16 protein-coding genes are annotated in these 22,282 nt (G+C 51.9%); 4 read left to right on the top strand and 12 right to left on the bottom strand.

Annotated features, from left to right (window positions below; translation table 11 throughout):
- Positions 1-51 precede the first annotated feature (51 nt).
- Positions 52-1,632, bottom strand: coding sequence for an extracellular solute-binding protein (locus tag AC0MA3_RS03620; protein ID WP_474655208.1), 1,581 nt, complete (start codon positions 1,630-1,632; stop codon positions 52-54).
- Positions 1,633-1,750: 118 nt separating this feature from the next.
- Here AC0MA3_RS03620 and AC0MA3_RS03615 point away from each other — a divergent pair, with 118 nt between their 5' ends.
- Together AC0MA3_RS03615 and AC0MA3_RS03610 are read left to right on the top strand one after the other, a co-directional pair.
- Complete coding sequence (locus AC0MA3_RS03615) at positions 1,751-3,496, top strand: sensor histidine kinase (protein ID WP_379161034.1); 1,746 nt, start codon at positions 1,751-1,753, stop codon at positions 3,494-3,496.
- Complete coding sequence (locus tag AC0MA3_RS03610; RefSeq protein WP_474655207.1) at positions 3,474-5,081, top strand: response regulator; 1,608 nt, start codon at positions 3,474-3,476, stop codon at positions 5,079-5,081. The genes AC0MA3_RS03615 and AC0MA3_RS03610 overlap by 23 nt, the downstream gene beginning before the upstream one ends.
- Before the next feature lie 5 nt (positions 5,082-5,086).
- On the opposite strand, the gene AC0MA3_RS03605 is transcribed toward AC0MA3_RS03610, so the two are convergent.
- The 9 genes from AC0MA3_RS03605 to AC0MA3_RS03565 form a co-directional block, all read right to left on the bottom strand.
- Positions 5,087-8,056 (bottom strand): GH36-type glycosyl hydrolase domain-containing protein, encoded by a 2,970-nt coding sequence (locus AC0MA3_RS03605; RefSeq protein WP_474655206.1) that lies wholly within the window; start codon positions 8,054-8,056, stop codon positions 5,087-5,089.
- A gap of 34 nt (positions 8,057-8,090) precedes the next feature.
- Positions 8,091-8,948: a carbohydrate ABC transporter permease gene (locus AC0MA3_RS03600; protein WP_379161029.1), complete on the bottom strand. Its 858-nt coding sequence runs from the start codon at positions 8,946-8,948 to the stop codon at positions 8,091-8,093.
- Positions 8,945-9,931 (bottom strand): carbohydrate ABC transporter permease, encoded by a 987-nt coding sequence (locus tag AC0MA3_RS03595; RefSeq protein WP_474655205.1) that lies wholly within the window; start codon positions 9,929-9,931, stop codon positions 8,945-8,947. Before AC0MA3_RS03595 ends, AC0MA3_RS03600 begins: the two co-directional genes overlap by 4 nt.
- Before the next feature lie 72 nt (positions 9,932-10,003).
- A complete protein-coding gene (locus tag AC0MA3_RS03590; RefSeq protein ID WP_474655204.1) occupies positions 10,004-11,410 on the bottom strand; it encodes a sugar ABC transporter substrate-binding protein in 1,407 nt (468 codons plus the stop codon).
- Between the two features lie 133 nt (positions 11,411-11,543).
- On the bottom strand, positions 11,544-16,028 hold the full coding sequence (locus AC0MA3_RS03585) for a carbohydrate binding domain-containing protein (protein WP_474655203.1): 4,485 nt from the start codon (positions 16,026-16,028) through the stop codon (positions 11,544-11,546).
- Between the two features lie 231 nt (positions 16,029-16,259).
- Positions 16,260-16,469, bottom strand: coding sequence for a hypothetical protein (locus AC0MA3_RS03580; protein ID WP_042179559.1), 210 nt, complete (start codon positions 16,467-16,469; stop codon positions 16,260-16,262).
- Between the two features lie 14 nt (positions 16,470-16,483).
- On the bottom strand, positions 16,484-17,005 hold the full coding sequence (locus tag AC0MA3_RS03575; protein WP_379161019.1) for a PRC-barrel domain-containing protein: 522 nt from the start codon (positions 17,003-17,005) through the stop codon (positions 16,484-16,486).
- Between the two features lie 98 nt (positions 17,006-17,103).
- Entirely contained in the window at positions 17,104-18,255 is a 1,152-nt protein-coding gene (locus AC0MA3_RS03570) for a cysteine desulfurase family protein (RefSeq protein WP_474655202.1), read from the bottom strand.
- A 141-nt stretch (positions 18,256-18,396) separates the two neighbouring features.
- Complete coding sequence (locus AC0MA3_RS03565) at positions 18,397-18,876, bottom strand: 2-thiouracil desulfurase family protein (RefSeq protein WP_474655201.1); 480 nt, start codon at positions 18,874-18,876, stop codon at positions 18,397-18,399.
- Positions 18,877-19,012: 136 nt separating this feature from the next.
- Between AC0MA3_RS03565 and AC0MA3_RS03560 the strand changes: the two genes are divergently transcribed.
- On the top strand, positions 19,013-19,696 hold the full coding sequence (locus AC0MA3_RS03560) for an SOS response-associated peptidase (protein ID WP_474655200.1): 684 nt from the start codon (positions 19,013-19,015) through the stop codon (positions 19,694-19,696).
- A 17-nt stretch (positions 19,697-19,713) separates the two neighbouring features.
- On the opposite strand, the gene AC0MA3_RS03555 is transcribed toward AC0MA3_RS03560, so the two are convergent.
- Both AC0MA3_RS03555 and cymR read right to left on the bottom strand, forming a co-directional pair.
- Positions 19,714-20,274 carry a YdhK family protein gene (locus AC0MA3_RS03555; protein ID WP_474655199.1) on the bottom strand — a complete coding sequence of 187 codons (561 nt, stop codon included), beginning with the start codon at positions 20,272-20,274 and terminating at the stop codon, positions 19,714-19,716.
- Positions 20,275-20,428: 154 nt separating this feature from the next.
- Positions 20,429-20,848 (bottom strand): cysteine metabolism transcriptional regulator CymR, encoded by a 420-nt coding sequence (gene cymR / locus AC0MA3_RS03550; RefSeq protein WP_379161010.1) that lies wholly within the window; start codon positions 20,846-20,848, stop codon positions 20,429-20,431.
- A 309-nt stretch (positions 20,849-21,157) separates the two neighbouring features.
- Between cymR and mnmA the strand changes: the two genes are divergently transcribed.
- Positions 21,158-22,279, top strand: a complete 1,122-nt coding sequence (mnmA, locus tag AC0MA3_RS03545; protein ID WP_474655198.1) for a tRNA 2-thiouridine(34) synthase MnmA — start codon at positions 21,158-21,160, stop codon at positions 22,277-22,279.
- Positions 22,280-22,282 lie beyond the last annotated feature (3 nt).

Here is a 22,282-nt window from a genome sequence, read left to right as displayed (position 1 = left end):
ACTCCGACAAGAAACCGCCTTGTTCAAGGCGGTTTCTTGTCCCTGCGGCACTCACCGGCGGCTACGGTCCCAGGTATTGACCTCCGAAGTTTCGGTTAGTCCCCCGTAGGTTTTCCATTTGTCGACAAATTCGTCAAACTCCCGGATGCCGCTGTCCGCGAAGATAATTTTTTGAAAGCTTTTTTGTTCCAGCTTCTTCAGAAGTTCGCCGCCCCTTTTCATCGTTGCGGTTGGCGGTCCCGTGAACTGCTCCTTGCGGGAAGCCCCCTTCTGGCCAAGCAGCACTGGGGCGATGTCCTGCGGAATTTCCTTGACGACCTTGGAGGGAATTCTCGCTCCATCGAAGGTTAGCGTGTAGGAGGCGACCCGGATGCCGCCTAGTGGTAAAGCGGAGGGTGCAATAGACGGCTTACCGCCGACCATTGCCCAATCATACCCCTCCGCAAGGCCGTTGGAGAATTCACCGGTTGAGGTAGCGTAATAATCAAATAAATAATTCTGGTAGGTAAAAAAGATTTCGGGATGCTTCATTTTCTTGTTGATCAGAATAGCGCCGTTGACAGGCAATGTTCCTCTTCTCATGGCGATACCCTCCGGTCCGGAAGGGATAGCGATAGGCTTGACAATCGCCTGCGGATCTTTATCGGTCAGGATGGACAAGGGCCAGCCGCGCATCCAATACGGACCGGCGATAATGCCGGATTTGCCGGAGACGAACAGATTGGCCGCGCCCTCTTCATCAAGCCACGCACTGTCGGTGGACAGGTATCCTTGCTGCACCCAATGCTTCATCAGTGCTACAGCCTTTCGTGCACCTGGCTGCACGGAACCATATTCCAGTGTTCCGTCGCTCCGGCGGTTCCACTGCTCAGGAATTATGCCGAACGCGCCAAAGATCCAACTGCTGTCACCCATCCAGGTATTGGGGCCGTTACGGAAACCGACCGCAAGACCGTATGTGTCCTTAACACCGTTGCCGTCAGGGTCCCGGTTGGCGAAGGCATCCATGACCTGTTCCAGTTCGCCCAGTGTCCGCGGTGCACTCAGATGAAGCTTGTCCAACCAATCCTGGCGGATCCAGAGCAGCGGGTCCGAGTTATATTCGTAATCCATGATAGGAATTGCATACTTATGCCCGTCCCGCACGAAGGGATCCCAAGCCGAGGGGTCCTCGGCTACGGCCTTTTTCCACACCCCGGAGGCATACTGCTCGAATAAACTGCCAACTTCCATGAATTGCCCTGAGCCAATCAGTTCCTGGATGATGTCAGCGTCCCGTGTCGTTACAACATCGGGCATGTTGCCTTTAGCCAGCTCAAGCCTCAGCTTGTTGGCATAGTTCTCGGAGGTCCCGGAAATGGTCCACAGATAACGGATGCGGATGCCAAGCCGGTTCTCGGCCCAGATCGTATGTACGTTATGCTCAAGACTCTCGCCTTTTTTAAAGGTCAGATTGGGATTCACGGAGCCTACTGTATACAGATCTACAAGAGGTTCATATTTGCCTGACTTAACGTCGAAATGAGGTGCTGTGCTGTCCGGGGAGGCTGGCGGCAGACTTTCTTCCGGGCTATGAAACGTACAGCCCGACAACGTCAAGAGCAGCACGGACAGTATTAATCGAATTTTCATGGAACCTCCTGCTTTTCGTAGTGTTCTTGGGAGTTGAACAAATTGTATCATAATCATCTTCAGCATCGTGTGATACACTTTCTTGTAGTACAGTGAAGTCTTTGAAAAGGATGATCTTATGACCTGGCGTCCGAACCTGTTTATTAAAATGGTTGCGATTCTTCTATCCCTTATTTCAGTTACGCTCTTATTCTATGGATTATCCTACCGCAAGGATGTCGGGGTCATTACGAATCAGATAAAAACGACCGATTTGAATCATCTGGAGTTCCTGACCCAGCAGATGGACAATAACATCAACCAATTAGCGGGCAGTATGTATGCCCTTCAGAGAGATCCCACCGTCCGCGACTATGAGCAGATCCGGCAATTCGGCCATCTCATTGATCCCGCCCAGACCATTATGACCGTGCTGGAGAAGCTTTCATTGCAGACCAGCTCCAGCACGTGGGAGAACCGGATTGTGCTGTACAAGCCGCACAGCGGCGAGACCCTCGGCTCGGATTCCTCTCTCTCCTTCGATTCCTCCATACTGGAGAAGCCTTTGCCTTCCGGCTGGGAGTATATTTCGGAGGACACGGACAACTCTGAAGCGGGCTTCCGTCTGCTGTTGTCCGACCCTGCCGAGAGCAGGAATGAACCCCGCGGGGCGGGACTGCTGATGTCAATGTATTTTCCAGTATCCAATATTGAACGGATGTTCGATACCTACCAGTCACAAAACAAGGGTGACACCTTCCTGTTCCATCCCTCATTCGGGGTGATTCTATCACGCCATACCGACCGGGAAATGGCGCAACAGATCGTTGCAACACTGGCTCCTTCAACCAGCCAGGGGAGTTCGGAGATCTTCAGCCTCAAGGAAGGCAGCTTTCTCGTCAGCTCCGTCCCATCCTCGGCCATTAATTGGCAGGTCGTGCATTATTCACCGCTGAAGCAGATTCTTCAGCCGATCCGGAGCAGCCGGTATTCCTTTTTGACAGGTTCCGCCATCCTTTTGGTCATGAGTCTTCTGTTCTCACTTCAGCTCTATCGTCAAGTACAGCGTCCGGTAAGCCTTTTGCTGCGTTCCCTCAACAGAATGAAGGAAGGACGCTGGTCTACACGGATTCATACCAGGACCAATCCCGAGTTCACGATGCTCAACCAAGAATTCAATGAGATGGCGGAGCAAATTCAATCTTTGATTGAACAGGTCTATCTGGAACATCTCCGGGTCAAGGACGCCCACTTGAAACAGCTCCAATCACAGATCAATCCGCACTTTCTCTACAATTGCCTGTTCTTCATTAAGAGCAAGGCCGTTGTTGGTGATACAGATTCGGTGGAAGCGATGGCGCTGAATCTTGGCGAGTATTACCGTTATATTACTAAGGTTGACCACTCTCTCACAACGCTCCAGGATGAGCTGAAGCTGCTGGAGAATTACTTGGAGATTCAGAATTTGAGAAAACAGCGCATCCGTTACGAGATGGATATTGCCGATGAATTGCTGGGCCTGCAAATTCCCCGGCTGCTGATTCAACCCTTAGTTGAGAACAGTATTATTCATGGAATTGAGAAAAAAATCGGCCAGGGCTTCATAAGAATCACCGCGAGCCAGACGTATGAAGCGATCACCATCACCGTTGAGGACAACGGAGCCGGCATGACCCCTGAAGCGATTGCCTCTCTGCATGCCAGAATGTCCGAATCGACGCGCGAGGACGGTGGCTGCGGGCTATGGAATATTCAACAGCGTCTTAAATCTCATTATAATGATTCTTCCGGCCTTCTAATTGCCCCTTCCTCTGAAGGCGGTCTAATAATCACTCTCCGTATGGAGAAGAAAGAGGAACACCATGCACCAAATTCTGCTGGTTGACGACGAACCTTACGTTGTAGATGATCTCTCCATCTCTCTTCCTTGGGCCGAAATGGGGTTCGAACAGGTTCATAAAGCCTATTCCGGGTACGAGGCGCTCGAGCTGCTGCAACACTATCCTATCGACATTGTAGTCACTGACATCAATATGCCGGAAATCTCGGGCATTGAGCTGATCGCGTCTATACGCAGCCGCTGGAAGCACATCCGGGTAGTTATGCTGACTGGTTATGCCGAGTTTGAGTACGCCCGCAAAGCAATAGAAGAGCAAGCCAGCGCCTATCTCCTAAAGCCGATTGCAAACGACCAGTTGATCGCTGTTATCGTTAAGCTCCAGGAAGAGCTTCGCAAAGAGTGGGAGACACGTTCCTCCTATCAGAGGACTCTGCAGACCTTCCGTGAGCACCTTCCGCTCCTGAGGGATCGTCTGCTCGGGGAACTGCTTCAAGGCCGAAAACTGGCTGGGCCGCAACTGCAAGAACGGCTGGACCAGTTCGATTTGCCCCTGCGGACCGATCTGCAGGTATGCCTCGCAGTCGTCAGACCGGAGGAATTCTTCCGGCGCCAGGACATGCACAGCATGCTGCTGTTCGAATACGCGATCATCAATATCGCACAAGAGCTGTTTCAGGACCGTTTCCGCATCTGGTCCTGTAAGGATGTGCATGATTATCTCGTATTTCTGCTGCAGCCCAGGGATGACATTGAATCCGGCGGCCATCCTGCTGACGATGTCGCCCAAGCGGCCTATCAGCTGCAGAACCATGTCAGCACGCTGATAGGAGGCGGCCTATCCGTTGTGACTACTGGCTGGGGAGGTTTCCCCGACCAGGTCTACACGCTCTATCAATCCGCTATTTCGGCTATCCGCCAACATATCGGAAGTGAAACAGGCATTTATCTGGACGTAACAGACAACTGCGGCTCCCAGCCAGTGGTTATTCTTCAGCCCCTCTATGAGCCTCCGCTGCTCTTCCATATGTTCGAAGCGAACAACTGGCAGGGTATCGAAGACAAGCTGGAAGCCATTGTATCGGAGCTGGTCCGGAATCCGGAGCACTCACTGGAGCATATCCATGAGGCCCGTCTGCATCTGGAGACGGCTTTCTATTATTTCGCCCACAAGAACAACAAAATGCTGAGCGAGATAGTGGGGAATCCACTGCTGGAGCAGGCTCCCTTCCAAACACCTGATAAGCTGCGGGAATGGGCGCTGGAGGTCATCGTTCTGCTGAAGGATCATTTTGAATCGGAACGGCGGGACAGCCGGACTGTTCTGATCCGAAACGTTCATGAATATATCAACAGCAATCTGCACTATGTCTCACTACAAGCCATCGCCGATCATATCCAGATGCACCCGGTCTATTTATCCAAGATGTACAAGCTGGAGACCGGCAAGCGAATCAGCGATTATATCAGCCAGGTAAAGATGGAAAAAGCGGCGTATCTGCTAATCCATACGCCGCTGAAAATTTATGAAGTTTCCGCTGAGCTTGGCTACTCCAACGCCCATTATTTTATAAAACTATTTAGGGAATACGCCGGCATGACCCCGCAGGAGTTCCGCGACCGGTCATTGTAACGCTCTTAGCCTTCAAACCGCAGCTCCACCTCATGGGTGAGACCATCATCTATAGCCGGTACAAGTCCTCCCTCGAGCACCCGGCCATCCAAGGTCATACGGGCTGTTCCATCCTGTATCCGGCGGAAGCCCTCCGGCTTGCTGATATGAATCCGGTACGAGGAACTGCCGAGCTTGAGCGTGTAGGCGAACTCCGTCTGCTCTTCCCGCAGAATCGGTTGGAGTGCAATGCCTTGCGCCGTATATTCAATACCTAGCGCTTCCATCAGCGAGAGGGTGAGCCAGGTCGAGGTGCCGCTTAGCATCGGACCGATGTTCTCACCAGTCTCGCTGTTATTGTATTGTGTGCAGAATCGCGGATTTCCGCAAATGGCGAACGGATCTTCCATGGTTTTAAACGGCATGATCCGGTCCAGCAGCCAATAGCCGAAGCGGCCCAGCTCTGCGGCAAGTCCCGCATCCAACACTTCCTTGGCTCCCTTGAACATCGCTGCAGCAGCCATCATACAGGCATGCTTGAACACGCCGCCGTTCTCCCGGTCGCCCGGAAAGTATTCGTCCGAAGCCGTGTGGGAGGATACCCGTCCCAGAGCAACCGGCGAGACCAGCTTCAGCCCGAAAGGAGTCATAAGATGTGACTTCATGGTGTCCAGCATTACAGCGATCTGTGCTTCTTCTGCGCAGCCTGACAGGATGCTCCAACTGAAGGAGTTCAGGAAGTATGAACCGTCGGATGCCGGATCTGAAGACAGACCGTCGGATGCTGCGCCCAAGTACGTATATTCCCCGTTAGGGTACCGGTTAAATAGCACGCGGGCGAAGAAGTTACCCTTCCAGGCATGCTCTTGAATGCGACCGCGCAGCTTGCCTCCGAAGCGTTCCAGCTCATCGGCGTAATCCTGCTCTCCCTTGCGGGCGGCCAAGGCGGACAGTTCATCTACCGCCACCTTCAGCAGGAAAGCATTCATGACGCTCTCGGAATAATCGCTTTCCAGCGAATCCCCGAACACCCCGCCTGCCTCCAGTTGCTTCCGGTAGAGCTCTTCCTTAGCCGGACCATTCAGATACGTGTCATCCAGCTTCAGGCAGTCGTTCCAGTCCGCATAATCCAGCAACGGAAGACCATGGCGGCCGATGGAAATCTGCCCTGAATATACAATAATCGCCTTGAGTGTCTCGAAGACCGGCCGGCTGGCTTCTTGTCCCGCCACCTGGCAGGACTCATCCAGGAATTCCAGATCTCCAGTCAGCATGACATAACGGTAAACGGCTTGAACAAGCCATAACGCATCGTCAGACCATTTTCCCGGCTCTTTGCCAACCCAGAAGAAATTGTGATAAGCATAGCCCAGCTCGAACACCATACTGGTCCATTCTTTCAGCAGGCTCTTCACCAGACCGCTTTTTCCCATACCGACGAAATAGTACATTGAGGCGTACAAATCCTGGATCTCGCGGAAGCCAATTTCCCTGTACCCCTTCTGAGTCTGGCAAAAGGAACGGGAGACAAACGTTTGGTAGAGCACTTGAAACGGCAGGTTGCGGTTAACAAACACATCGAATTTCTCGTCACCGGAGGATACCTGCAGGAACCTGCCATACTCACGTACGAAGCCGGACGATTCCGCTAGGGCCGATTCTGCCGCACTGCGGTCAGAGAAACGGGCGACCAGCGCCCCCACCTCGTCTGCGAGCACCGTGTCGTTCCAAGGCGCGCCGCTCTTGTCCGAGACAAGCCCAGTCAACTGGTCGATCGTTGCCACACTCCCAGCGGATACATGAACCTCCCCTGCTACAGCGAAGAAGCCTGGTCCCTTGCGGTGCAGAATGCTGCTGAGCTTAAGAGCACCCGCCGGCCGGAACAGCGAGCCTGTACCGACGAATTCATTGTAGCTGACGCAGAATTCCCGCGGAAGCACCGCTCCGTCCTCCCCATGAAGGATCATCGTGTGGAAGCGCAGATCGTGCCTGCCGCCTTCCGGATAATAATCGGGGCTGATAGCTGCCACAGCTCCTGTGGAATCTTGAAGCACACCGCCTTGCATGATGACATTACTGTACAACACATCCTCGAACAATGCGCCCGGAGCGGCAGAACCGAACATTCCGGTATAGACAATCCGAAGCTGGCGTTTCTCTTCCCCGTGGTTCACAATCTCTATCCGCTGCATTTCGGTGGCCAGAGGCATCCCCTCAGCGTGCGGCAGGATAAAGATCGTACGGGTAATATCCAGACCGCAGCGGGTGCGGTAGTGTATGACGGTTGCATTCTGTGAATGTCTGCAGACTGCCGATACAATTGCTTCATCTCCAGGGTCTGCGGAATAGAAGATTTGTTTCCCGCCCTCAAACAAATAGAATTGCCGGTTTGCCGGGAAGCCGTTCTCTTCCTGGCGCATATCCCAACGGGTCGCCAGTACCTGTGTCGCTGCGTGTGAGCGGAAGCTGCCCCCGCCGAACCGGTCAACAACACTCTTGGGCGTGGTCTGCAAAGGATGCGGAAAGCGGAGGCGGTTGCCCAGCAGCAGATTCACCGCAAAATGCGGACCCGGTACAGGTGAACGCAGATCGATTACATGCTCCCCCTCGGTATTAAGCATTCCTGCCCAGCCAGGTGCGGCCTGCAGTTGAGCCAGAGCCTCCCTTGCGGCAGTCTCCGGTATTTCAACCTTTTCCTCCTGCCTGCCGGCGAGCCGGATATACAAGGATAGCGTCTTGCCTTCGCCGTTTATGGTGAACAGCGCGGATGCACCGGCTTCAGCCGGCAGCAGCGCAGCCAAGGCAGGCAGCTTGAGCAGCTCCTGTATGGCAGGCAGCCGAAGCGGAAGCCCCGCTATTCCGACAGCCCCGCGGCGTTCCGAATCGGTAAATAATGCGCTAAGATATTCACCGCTCCCAATGCGGTCAGCGAATGCCTGTCTCAGAATGTCCTCGGCGGAAACCGCCGCTTCTCTTGCAGTAGTAAGCTTTAACATAATTGAGCCCTCACCTTTCCTGGTATACTGCGGATCAGCCCTTAACGGCTCCCGCGGTCATACCACTAATAAAGTATTTCTGCGTCATGAAGAATATCACCATAACCGGCACTGTTACGACAGTGGAGGCCGACATCAGCAGGTCATAGCGGGTGTTGTACTGGCCGACAAACAGGCGAATACCAACCGGAATGGTCTGTACGTCTGAGCTGGTTGTGAGTACCCAGGCGAAGAGGAGTTCATCCCACGCCGTAAGAAAGATAAAGATACATGTCGCAATAATTCCGGGCAGAGACAGCGGTAGAATAATTTTATAGAACGCCTGAAATTTCGTGCAGCCGTCAATCGCAGCCGATTCTTCCAGATCTCTTGGAATGGAAACAAAGAAACCGCGCATAATCCAGATACTGATCGGAGTATAGAACGCCGTATAGACGAGAATCATTCCCCAGTAGGTGTTGATCATCGGCAAACCGAACGTATTCTTGATCCACAGGAACATTAGATAAATCGGGAACAGGAACATAATGCCCGGAATAAGCTGGGTGGAAATAATACTCATGCTGAACAGCTTGGATCCGGGAAAATCAAACCGGGCCAGCGCATATCCTGCCAGAACGGCAAAGGAACCGGCAAGCAGGGTGGTCGCACCACAGATCAACAGGCTGTTGCGGAAATATATCGCGAAGTTAACCGTGTCCCACATATTGATGTAGTTGACCCACTGCGGCTTCGGCAAGCTGAAGGTTGTGATACCGTTCAGAATTTGATCGTTCGAATGCAGGGAGGTAAAAATCATCCACAGAATCGGAAATATCGTCACTACAACGATGAACCAGGTCAGAGAAGTCAGAAGAAACGAAGTAACAGAACGTTTTCGGTGTGTACTCATTGGGCATTCAACTCCGATCTAAAAGCTCGGTACCAGACACCGACCACCATCAGCATTACGAACATCAGCATCATTGAAGCGGCAGAACCGGAACCAAATGACCAATAGCCGAAGGATTGGCGGGTCAAGGCCGTCATCAGCAGGTCTCCCCACTCTCCCGGATATCCGGCACCATTACCAAACATCGTGGAAACGATATTGTAGGAGTAGACATTGTTAATGATCTGGAATAAAAGCTGTACCGCTATCACCGGCTTAAGCATCGGCAGTGTGATATTCCAAAACTGGCGGAGCTTATTGGCCCCGTCAATGGTTGCTGCTTCGTAGATATCCTCAGGAATGGTCTGGAGTCCCGCTAGGAAAATGACCATCAAGAACGGCCAGCCGCGCCAGATGGTTGGGATAATGATCGCCCAGATGGTATTCGGTCCCAGCAGCCAGAAGGGCTTCTCTGCATAAAGATGCAATACATCGACCAGAAAATAGTTGATAATACCATTCTGCTGCCACATGAAGCCCCAGAGTACGCCGACAACATAGGAAGGGATGACCCAGGGAAGCAGCATGGCTGTACGGGCAATGCCGCGCCCGGGAAAATCACGGTTCAGCAGCATGGCCATCATCAGCCCCATAATCATCACACCTATAGTTACAATAACCGCATAAATTGCGGTATTGCGTATGGCAAAATTCAACCCTTGGCGGACCGGATTATCGGAGTTGAACAGCAGTCCGGTGTAATTCTCCAGGCCGACAAAAGGCGCTTTTAAATATTTGACAAGTGTAAATTGATTCAGCTTCAAAAATGACATCCAGATGCCCTGGAGCATCGGGAGCAGGTGTACCAGCATCATGAAGATGATGGTCGGCACCATCAGCATATAAGCGAACTTGTTCTCTCTGACCCGCTTGAACCACAATGCTCGCTTGCCGGAAGAGGCTTTCACTTTCACGGGAAGATCGTTTTCAGTATGGAGTCCCATCTACTATCCCTCACTTTGTTAATGGAAGAACCGCCGTGCCCTATCGCGCGGCGGCCTCCAAAATTCTAGTAGTTATTGATTAATAATGGCTTTGACTTCAGCCGCTGCGGAGTCCAGCTCCTTCTTGATGCTTTCTTCGCTGTACGTACCCTTCACACCGGCAACGATATCCCACACGTTAGCAAAATGCTTTTGCAGTGCTGTTTCTGTAGGTCCCCATTGTGGAATGGACGGGTAGGTTCTTCCGTATTTAGTTGCTTCCGAGAATGCTTTCATATGGACATCAAGGTCCGGCGCATTCAGAAGGGACACTCTGGCTGGAAGCTGACCGGATACATTGGCATAAGCCTTCTCCGCTTCATCCGAGGTCAGGTATTTAATAACATCCCATGTGGCTTCTTTGTTTTTAGAGCCGCTGAATACTGTCAGCTCACTGCCGCCGACAAAGGTGGCTTGTCCTTCAGGACCAGCCGGAAGCGGAGCCACCGCGAAGTTTTTCGCTGCCTTCTTGTCATCCATACCCCCGTTTGCTTTTGGCGTAGCAAAGTTTTTGGCGAGCCAAGGGCCGGAGATAATCACTGCCGACTTGCCGTCACCGAAGTCACCCTCGATCTGCGACGAGTTCTTTTCGAGTGATGATTTTTCAACAAGACCTTCTTGCGCGAGTCCTGTGTAAAACATAACGCCTTTAAGACCTTTTTCTTCGTTGAATACTACACCTTTATTATCTTGGGAGAGAACGTCGCCGCCTGCAGCCCAGATCCAAGGAAAAATATTATGCACCACGTTCCAGTCGTTCTTGCCCGGAAGTCCCAGCGCAGCGATCTTTTTACCGTCAACCGTTTGTCCGTTGACCGCTTTCAGCGCGCTTTTGAAGGAATCCCAATCCTTGAATGCAGTATTCGGATTTACCCCGGCTTGCTTGAACACATCCGTCCGGTAGTAAATGGCACGCGCATCCACGAACCACGGTACTCCGTACACCTCGCTGTCGCCTGCAATGGAGGTTGTTTGCCAGATTGCCGGCAAGAAAGCCTCAGCACCGCCCACATCGGCAACTTTGTCAGTCACCTTGTCTATACCGCCCATGCTGGCAATTGCCGGTACCCAGGTGCTACCCAGCTGAAGCAGGTCCGGGCCTTCGCCGCTTGTCGCCGCCGTTGTGATCTTAGTCCAGGCAGAACCCCAGTCCAGCACCGTTACCTTGACTTTGACATTCGGATGCTCTTTCAGATAGGGATCAAGGGTCTTCAGGAAGTCCGCATCCGGTTTCGGACTGTTCGGCATGACCCAGGCGTTCAGTGTAACTGGTTTCGTGCTTGGAGCTTCAGAAGCTGCAGGAGCCGTAGTCGCATTCGCCTCTTCTTTCTTTCCTCCGTTGTTAGCAGAATTTGATGAATTGTTATTGCCCCCACATCCGCTGACGACTACTGAAAATGCCATGAGCAGTGCACTAATGGAAACGGCTGTCTTTTTCACAATTAATCTCCCCCATTGTCTTTTGAAGATCATGGAGAACGGTTGCCCGTCCCCCATGTATTGATTATAAAAGCGATTGGTACCGGTCTAAATACCAAATCCCAAGCCTGGATAACAAATTATAAAGCTTCTCTTAAGGTGCAGATACCATTCCGTTGTTCGTCAGGACAATATCATCAACATCTACCGCAAGCTGACCCGAGCCCCCATTCTCAATATTCCCCAGTTCGAAAGAGATCCGGCCGATCGGTGTGCTTTCTCCGGTAACGTCGAATTCAAGGGTATATTCAGCATAGTCCGTACCAAGATCAATAATTTTGCTCGCATATCCATGCCAGGTATAATTGTTCGCGGCATCCAACCAGCCGATGCTGATGTTCATTTTGCGCGCCGCTCCTGCCTTGGCTTTAAAAGTAAGCGTGTAATGATTGCCATCGTTGTAAGCTACTCCCTCATAATAGACCTGCCGGTCCCAGCTGTTCGTCCCTGTGGAACCAACCTGCATCCGCAGTGATCCATTCACATTATCAATAGACAATTCACCGCTGTCAGAGGAATACGAGCTCCAGCCTTGGAGCGGAGCCGAGAAATCCCCGTTCGGGATCAGATTCTCCCCATACGCTTCTCCGGCGAGCACCGGACTTACCTGAAGGAGAGAAATGTTGCTCAGCTTGACATTGTGCGCCCCCAACACCTCGTTCACCTTGCCGAGACTGAACTGAAGCAGGGCGGAGGAATCGCTTACCGGAGAGGTGAAATAGTATTCGAAGTGTCCGCCGGCTCCACTCAGACTGGCTGTCTGGTTCGTATAGGCGGTCCAATCGTTGTCCGAAGAACCGTCATGTTGAACCAGTACCCGCATCAACCGGGCTACAGAGGCTTCCGCATCAAAGCGAAGCAGATACTTCTTACCTTGCTCTACCGGAATTGCATCCTGCTTCACTTGTACATTCCACTCCTCGTCTCCACTGCCGCCAAGGGCAATCTGCAGCGCTCCATGCTCAGCGGTCATCACGGTATTCTTCACCGGATCATTGTCCACCCAATCCTTCTTGAACAGCGTCCAGCCTTCGGCCGAAGCGTTCTTGAAGCTTCCGTTCACCACCAGTTCGCGGGAAAGATCCAGCCAAGCCAGATTGTAGCCGCTGCCGCCGAGACGGAAATAATAGGTTCCCGCAGGCAATTCAAGCGGAGCTCCAATAACTGCACGATAAGATTGAAGCCCTCCCGTATCTCCAACTGCAGTGTTGTAGACGGATGCCGTCACCACACTGCGCTTGCCGGCATCCAGTACAGACAGCTCCAGTTCAGAATCCGCCCGTACACTGGACACCCGGGCCACCGGCACAATGCTTGCTGCCTGAGGAAGAACCACTTTGTACTCTGCGTTATCCCCCTTATCCATATCGGTAACATCCTTGCCGCCCTCACCGCTCGGTGTCAGGCTGATTCCTGATGCGCTCCAATATTGATCGGCACGGAGATGCAGGTAACCGCCGCTAAGTGCGGGCGGATCGGTCTTGCGGACCAGACGCACGTTATCGATCCCAGTCTGTCCGGCTGACTGTCCAAGAAGAAATGACAGTGCACCTTCAGTGCCGGACGCACCAGCCAGCGCTATTTCCGCTGTATAGCTCTTCCAATCCGGTGTTAGTGTAAAGGTTGATCCGTCGGGATAGAGCGGGTCTCCACCGCCGGTCTCCAGTTTGACTCCGATCGGCTGCGCCTGATCCGATCTGGCATCGAACGTGAGCTGATAGACCCCTCCTGAAGATATAGGGATGCCCGTCTGGGTGAGTATCACATCCTGTGGTGATCCGCCGGTATTCCGGACTTCAGCCTCCAGCTCCCTTTTCATAAGCGGCAGTTCCAGTATATTGGTTACCTTGGCTTCAGCTACTGCCCCTGAATTTGGCTTAACCGCAAATGTCCAGTACCCCAGCCGCCCTTCTCCTTGATCAAACCCTCCATTATAAATCAGATTTCCGTCTGCAAGCGGAGTACGAATCACCGGCAGAGGCTTCGTCTCCACAACCCTGACGTTAGCGAAATAAGCTGCAATGTCATTAAGGCCCAGATTGAACTCGAATCGGACATTGTTGTCGGTAGCCTGGTCCATGTTGAAGGTGTATTCGAACGATTGCCAGTCCGGAGTGAGCTGGAAATTCCGTTCCTTGGAATAGGCTGTCCATCCGCCGCCGAATTCGGTAAGCTTGCTCATTAGCGGACGGACTGCATCTGCTTTGGCATCGAATGTTACCTTGTAGGCTTTACCCTTCTCCAGCATCAGCGGCATTTGGGTAAGCTGAATGGCATAATTCTTGGTGCCCGCTTCTTGGACAGCAACCTTCACCGCCTTGCCCTTATCAGTATCATCAACGACGGAAGCTGTACCCGCACCGCCCGCATTCTCGATCAATTCCCAGTACTTAGGAAGCCCGTCCGCTGCTGCGGCACCGGTGAAATCGCCGTTGTAGATCTCGTTACCATCCGCAAGAGCAGGACGCTGCGGAACCGATATCTCAGGCTTCGTTGGACGATGTCCGGTTACGTCCGGCCACTGATCCAGATTCTTGTACTTGTAGACCCGTACATAATCGACATACATCTTATCTGACTGGAAGTCAGCCGCCGGATTCCCCGGCCAATCGCCGCCCACTGCCAGATTGAGAATCATATAGAACGGCCGGTCAAACGGCGCAGGGTACGTATAGTAATCCGGCTGGCCCTCAGCCTTGGTTCCCCAATCACTCGTTTCGAAATACATTTTACCGTCCACATAATACCGGATCAGCCCTGGAAGCCACTCAAGCGTGAAGTCATGATAATCGTCAGCGAACGTTTGGCCTTCCGGCAGAACGTAGGTCTTGGACTGGGACGTATGTGGAATGTCGTAATGTATGGAACCATGAACGGTTCTAGGGTACAGATCGGCCTTCTCCGTATCACCGGCCACCGGTCCTGTCAATTCCATAATGTCCATCTCACCGCTTCCGGGCCAAGGTCCGTACTGCTTCTCTTCGTCGGTTGGCATCATCCAGATAGCTGGCCACATGCCCTGCTGAATCGGCAGCTTGGCGCGCACCGTGAATTTCCCGTACGTCCAGTCACCCTTCATCTTGGAGGTCAGCTTGGCAGAGGTATACCCCTTGCCGCCGTAAGCTTCCTTACGCGCTTCCAGTGCCAGTACACTCTTTCCGCTCTCCTTCTCCAATGAGGCGTTGTCCGGATGGTAATATTCCAGTTCGTTATTGTATACATTCCCTGTATCTTGAATATTCCATTTGTTCTTATCAATGAATGGGCCGTCGAATTCGTCACTCCAGACCATTTCCCATGGATTCACCTCGGATGGCGGAGCGGGTGTAGCTGGCACAGGTATCGCTCCATTTCCAGTTCCGCCGCTCGCCGTGGAGGTAGCCACAGCACTGGCCTTTGGTGAACTACTAATTCCGGATAAATCCCGAAGCGTGTCACCGGCTTTGAGTACTGTTCCGTTGAGCAGAACATCACCCGCTTTTGTCTCAAGCAAACCGATTTGACCCCGGTTAATAATCTCGGATCCAGCGGCGGCAACACCGACGATCAGGGCATCCACCCTTGAGCCAGTCCCAATTTCAACTTTGGCCGGCTGGAGCAATTCGATTCCATGGGCTGAGCTTCCATCCTCCAGGATGAGCCACACAGTCGCTTTGGATGCGTTTAGGGTGGTCTGCCCCAAGGATGATTTGTGGAAGACGACTGAATATCCGCCCCCTCCGGAGATCAGGGTATTCCCCTTCACCTGGATTCCGGAGAATGATACTTCCCCCTCTCCCGCTCCGGCAGTCACATAAAGATTTCCGTTGACTGCCCCGCCATCTATCCTTACATTCGCCCGGTTGACAATAACGTTACCGGACACGGCACCAATCGAATAAGTCCCTTCCCCCGGACTGATCCATCCGATCATCCGGCCGAGCAGCGCCGCCAGCTCAGCACGTGTCATCGTAATCTGCGGATTCAACTTACCCTCCGAATCACCGCGGATATAACCCTTCTCAAGCATGGCATTCACAGCTTCCCGGGCATAGCTGCTAACGGCTATCCCGTCGGCCTGTCCGCCCGCGGCAACCTGGGAAGAGGCCTCCAGCCGGAAAGCCCGGGCCAGCATCGTTATCGCTTCCTGCCGCGTTACAGCCGCTTCCGGCTGAAACCGGCCGTCCGCATAACCCTTAATGATACCCGCTGCGTTGACCCCGCCAATATCCTTTCCATACCATGAAGAAGCGCTTACATCTTTAAAAGCGGAATTACCAGGGTTACTGTAACGGAATACCCGGCTCAGTATAACCGCCATCTCTGCGCGCGTGACCGCGCGTCCCGGTTCAAATCGGCCTTGGCCGTCGCCCTGCAAAATCCCGGCGGCAGCCAGCCTATCCGCCGCTGCCTCAGCCCAATGCTGATTCATATCGGCAAATGCTGCTGTTCCGGCTGCATTAGCGCTATCTGTGCTTTCAGCTGATCCGGGCAGCCCTTCTAACCCCGCTGCTCTGGCCAATCCCGTGTTTACCGGAAGCTGAAGCCATGACAGCAGCATAACTGTAACCAGTAGTTTGGATAATCCTCTGCGGTACATCTAAACATTCCCCCTTATGTAGAACTCGTAGAATCCCGGCGTTACCGCTGGTCGATTTCAGTATAGGGCCCGTCTCCGGCAGGGAACATACCAATTCCTTAGTGCATATAACAAAGATGCAACTTTTGTAGAAAAGCAAAAAACCCAATTTCCGGGCGGCTGCAAGAGCCACTCAAAAATTGGGTGCGGCAAATCTATGTAACTCATTTGGAACAAGAATCAGGAGAGAGATCAAGAAGACGCATGAATCTGCGGGAAATCCTGAGCTATCTCTTCCCCGGAGAACAAATCGTCAAGCGAGCTTAGCGTGCCGTCTTCTTCAACCTGATACACCGACATTTTCTCGCCGTTGACTGTCAGTTCGATGAAGCAGCCCCAGCAATAGAACTGGTGGGAACCAATCTTGCCGATATCCTTGGAGTTGCAGTTTGGACACTTCATATCAAACATTCCACCTATCCGTTAACAATATTAATGGCTTTTTGAAGCCGTTCTTCGCTCATCGCGGGAACCAGTACGGAATTCTCCCCAATGGACATTCCATCAGAACAAGGCAGCCATTTGCGGCCTTCGATCAAATCAGTTACTAACCCGTCACTGATTTCCAGCGCTACTATTGTGTTTCCCAACTTTTGGTCAAAATAAACATCCGATACACGTCCGAGGATCGTTCCGGATGCCGTAAGCACCTGAAGATCCTTTAATTTATTTTTTCCCAAAAGAAATGTATAGGGTATATGGTCAGTGTCAGCCTTCACAATCGACTCTTTACTGCGGATCATGACAGCATCCTCGCCATAAGCGACGATATCTTCCCATGCCACAACTTTCACATGACTGGAGAAAAAAGTTTTACTTTCCAGTTCAATACCCGTTATATTCCAGTTTGAATCGAGTATAACGTCGACAATTTTGCCGATTTCGTTACCTTCTTCAACCTCGTATACAGCCAAGCCGATCATTTCTTGAAGTTTCATGGCTGTTGATGTCCCCTTTTACTTTGAGTGTACTTACGAGTTCCCTTTGGGTTGAAGAGCACTCAAACACTGTATCGGCAACGAGGCTATACCTGAGCCTAATCCTTCTTACGCAGCCGATTCAGGATGGTTTCAACTTTTTGGGCCACGTACTCCATTTCTTCATTAGTATTACCCAAACCTGTGCTAAATCGAATCGCAGAGTTCAAAAGTTCCTCTGGAAGCCTCATCGCCTGCAGCACATGTGAAATCTCCAGAGAACCAGAGGTGCAGGCCGAACCGCTCGCAGCAGCAATCCCCTCCATATCAAGGTTCATTAGCAGCACATCGGTTCTCACTCCGGGAAAGCTCAGATTCAGTATGGACGGCATAAATTCCTGTCTGTCTCCGTTAATAACATAGCTATCTCGCCCGATCCGTCGATCCAGCTTCTCCAGCAATGTTGTCCGCAGCATGAACGCTTTGTCCCTATGCTGCTCCAGCCCGGTTACTGCAAGCTCCACAGCCTTGGCAAAGCCGGCTGAGTTCGCTAGACTTTCGGTTCCGGCCCGTCTACCGCGTTCCTGAAGTCCACCATACTGTCTTGGAAGCAAGGGGGCTCCCCGCCGCACATACAACCCGCCAATCCCCTGAGGACCGCCTATTTTGTGAGCACTGAAGCTCATATAATCCACAGGAAGCTCGCGGAGAGTAATAGGCAGCATGCCGAGAGCTTGTACAGCATCGACATGAAATAGAATCCCGTGTTCTGCGGCTACTCTGCCAATCTCTTGTATAGGTTCTACAGTTCCTACCTCATTATTCACGAACATTACACTGATCAGCGACGTATCTTCGCGCAGGGCGGCTTCTACGTCAGTAACGGATACACGTCCAGCAGCATCGACCGGCAGGTAAGTGACGGTGAAACCCTGCTTCTCCAGCGCTTCACAGGTATGCAGCACTGCGTGATGCTCAATGGAAGTCGTAATGATATGTTTCCCTTTATGTACAGAGGCCGCAGCAGCCCCAAACAGGGCGAGATTATCGCTCTCCGTGCCGCCGCTTGTGAACACCCATTCATCCGGCGAACAGCCTAAAAAGCCCGCGATGGAATCGCGCGCACCGTTGATTATCTTTTTGGCGGAACGTCCATACGTGTGTACACTGGACGCATTGCCGTATTGCTCAAGCAGCATATTATACATGACCTTAGCCACTTCCGGATGAACCGGGGTTGACGCGGCGTGGTCCATATAGATCGGTTTCATGACGTGTTCTCCGCTTCTGGTTATTCAGGATTGTCATACAGGACTATTCGATTATACTCTTGAACCTGTTCTTTTACCACCTGTCAATAAACACAATATTGTAACATGCTGTAACCATTGTTATGCGGATTCCACAGCACCTTATTTCTCATGGGAATCGATTGATTCCAATCTGGAGGCGAGCTGTTCCTCGGAAATCACTTCAATGCCACTGCGTCTAAGCAGCGCAGAGGTCACACCTTGTCCGGGAATCTTACGCCCGGAGAATGACCCGTTGTAGATCATGGAGCTGCCGCAGGAAGGACTGTTCTCCTTGAGAACCACAATTGACGCATTCACCCGCTGTGCCTGTCCCAGCGTCTCATAGGCGCCTTGGAGATACATTCCGGTGACATCCTTTCCAAGACGGTCAACGACCTTAGCCTTTCCATCAAGCACAGCATCCCCGTCTCCGCCAACAATCTCTGCCGGTTCTCTCGGGGTGGAGAACCCTCCAAGAAGCTCCGGGCAGACGGCAACCGCCTGATTATTATCCAGCAGCTTCTGAATGGTCTCATCCAGACAAGCTGTCCCATTGTATCTTACTTGCATTCCTGCCAGACAGGAGCTTACTATAATCATGGGATGCACTCCTTCGCTATCGTCTGCATCTTCCTTTATAATAGATGCTAAGAAATACAAAGAGCATAGCATGAGGGCTTTACAACTGTAAACAAGCCCCTAACATAACATCAAAGGTCCGGGGAGGCTCTGCAGAATGTGTGGAAGATATACCATTATGGTAAGCATGGAGGAATTAATGCTCCATTATTTTATTGGGGATGCCTCCATTGTCAATTATGCACCAAAATACAACGCAGCCCCCATGCAGAATGTTCCTGCGATTATTCATGACGGCAAGCAGAACAGGCTCGGTGAGCTGCGCTGGGGGCTGGTCCCCTCCTGGTCAAAGGATGACAAACACGGCAGCAAAATGATGAATGCGCGCCAGGAGACACTACAGAGTAGACCCTCGTTCCGCAACCTTATCAGTTCGCGCCGCTGCATCATACCTGCTGACGGTTTCTACGAATGGAAACAGCATCCCGGGAACAAACAGCCGATGCGGGTCGTGATGAAGAGCGGTGAGCTTTTTTCCATGGCAGGTCTGTATGATATATGGATGGATCCCAGCGGGAAGCGGCTGAGCACCTGCACCATTATTACTACAGAGCCCAACCGTCTGATGGCAGATATCCATGATCGCATGCCCGTTATTCTTAGCCGCGAAGCCGAAGCGGAGTGGCTTGACCGCAATAATCATGATGTTCCGGAGCTAATGAAGCTATTGCAGCCCTATGCTGCGGAAGAAATGCGGGCGTACCCTGTGTCAGCGGCGGTGGGCAATGTACGCAATGACTTTAAAGCATTAGTTGATGAAGTGGACGAAGCAGCAGGTTAGATTCGGCTCACATCGGACTATTTTGCTGACAACTCACTTTCTACAACCCATTTATGATTAGTTACCTTGTCCCCACCGGTTGTAGGAGTATAGTCGATCATATATACTGTCGTTTGTTCGGAGGATTCCACAGTGCCTTCTGCGCCTTTCATCCCCTTCATATGATCCGCTGTAATTGTGATAGTAGCGCCCTGCGGATACGGGTTCTCCTTCGCATCTTTAATCTCTTCCTGAATGATCCATTTGTGGTTGGTAACTCTTGCTCCCCCTGTAGTCGGGGTATAAGAAACCACATATGCTGTGGTGTCAAAAGCGCCTACTACGGTCGCTGTGGCACCCTTCATGCCAGGCATGTGATCTGCATTGACAATAACCTGACTGCCCACTGGAAAGGCTGGCTTCTCAGCCTTCTTGAGTCCTTCCGGAACTTCACCGGAGCCGTTATGCTCCATCTCCGCATTATGCGCCACTTGATTGATGTTCGTAGCGCCATCCGATTCCGCAGTTTTCTTTCCATTCACGCAGCCGCTAAGAGCAACGGCCATAACCAGGCTAAGTAATACGAATATTCTTTTCATAGGTGCAGCACTCCTTGATCGGGTGGATTGGGTTTTCAGTACATTATACCCTCTATGGGTATATAACAAACCTGCTGCTTGCAGAAGCGGACGGTGAGGAAATAAAAAAAGCCCCCGGGAAGGGGCTTTGAGTGTAACCTTGGGTTGGAGAGGTTCAGATGTAAAACATATAATTGTCTGCATGACTTTCTTCTTTAAAGTTGATCAGATCGGACAAGGTTGTGGAATCCAGTACATCAGCAATGCTGTCGCGGATGCGCAGCCAAAGGTCCCGCTTCGCCGGGTCATCCTCTTCTGTGAAATCCACAGGTGAAATAGGTCCTTCCAGTACGCGAATGATGTCTCCTGCAGTAATGGTGCTGGATTCACGGGATAAAATATATCCGCCGTAGGCTCCACGAATACTCTTCACCAGGCCGGCGTTACGAAGTGGAGCGATCAGCTGTTCCAGATAATGCTCGGATAGCCCGTTCTTCTCGGCGATGCTCTTAAGTGATGTAGGACCTTCGCCAAATTTCAGGGCAAGCTCCATCATAATTGTTAATCCATAGCGTCCTTTTGTCGATATTTTCAAAGGTGCACCTCTTTCGGTTTAGTTGCTGGCGTGAGTAAGTCTAATCGTTGCATCACATGAGAAATGTCATATCAACGTATTCCGATGTTTGCTCTCAGCTTATGTTATCATATCCTTGGACACATTTGGAGCGAAAACCGTAATTTTTTGTAATTATGTTCGCCACTGGTGGACAAATTGTCAAATATTCCGTCACATCCGCTACAAACTGCAGTCAGCAAATGCTGTCTAAGTTAGACAGGTATGCTATAATACACAATGAACCGGGTCAGCTCACCGGTATTTTTTGCATAGAAAATGGTGATTTCGATGACAAAGGCAAATCAGGATACGCGTGTCGTTGTCGGCATGTCTGGAGGAGTCGATTCCTCTGTTACGGCGCTTCTGCTCAAGCAGCAGGGCTATGACGTCATCGGCATCTTCATGAAGAACTGGGACGATACCGACGAATTCGGCGTATGTACAGCCGAGACCGACGCTGAGGATGTCCGCCGCGTATGTGAGCAGATTGATATCCCTTACTATACCGTTAATTTCGAGAAGGAATACTTTGATAAAGTTTTTTCCTATTTCCTCGATGAATATAAGGCCGGCCGGACACCGAATCCGGATGTGATGTGCAACCGGGAGATCAAATTCGGAGAATTCCTTAATAAAGCACTTCAGCTTGGCGCGGATTATGTGGCCACAGGCCACTATGCACGGGTCATTGAAGAAGACGGTGTCTTCAAACTGCTGCGCGGGGTGGATAACAACAAGGATCAGACCTATTTCCTGAATGCGCTCAATCAATACCAGCTCTCTAAGGCCATGTTCCCGATCGGACATCTGCCAAAGCCTGAGGTGCGCCGGATTGCCGAAGAAGCCGGACTCTATACCGCGAAGAAGAAAGACAGCACCGGCGTCTGCTTCATCGGGGAACGCAACTTCCGCGAATTCCTCAGCCAGTACCTGCCTGCCCAATCGGGTGACATGGTGGACATCGCCACCGGAGCGGTCAAAGGCCGGCATGATGGCCTTATGTACTATACGCTGGGCCAGCGCCAGGGTCTGGGTATCGGAGGCTCTGGTACGGGGGAACCTTGGTTCGTCGCCGAGAAGGATCTGGAACGTAACATTCTATATGTGGTTCAAGGAGACAAGCACCACAGTCTGTACTCGACAGGTCTGATCGCCTCCGGTGTGAACTGGATCGAAGCAGGTACACTCGGAGCTACTCCGGTGAAGTGTACTGCGAAGTTCCGCTACCGCCAGCCTGATCAGGGTGTTACCTTGACTGCCCGGGAAGACGGTACAGTACATGTAGCCTTTGATGTGCCGCAGAAGGCGATTACACCAGGTCAGGCGGTTGTATTCTACCTTGGCGAGCACTGCCTGGGCGGTGGAATTATCGAGGCTGCCGAGAAGGTCGTGCCGCAGACGCAGGTGTAACTT

The sequence above is a fragment of the Paenibacillus sp. LS-5 genome (assembly GCF_056121505.1).
This window is presented reverse-complemented; position numbering and strand designations above follow the sequence as displayed.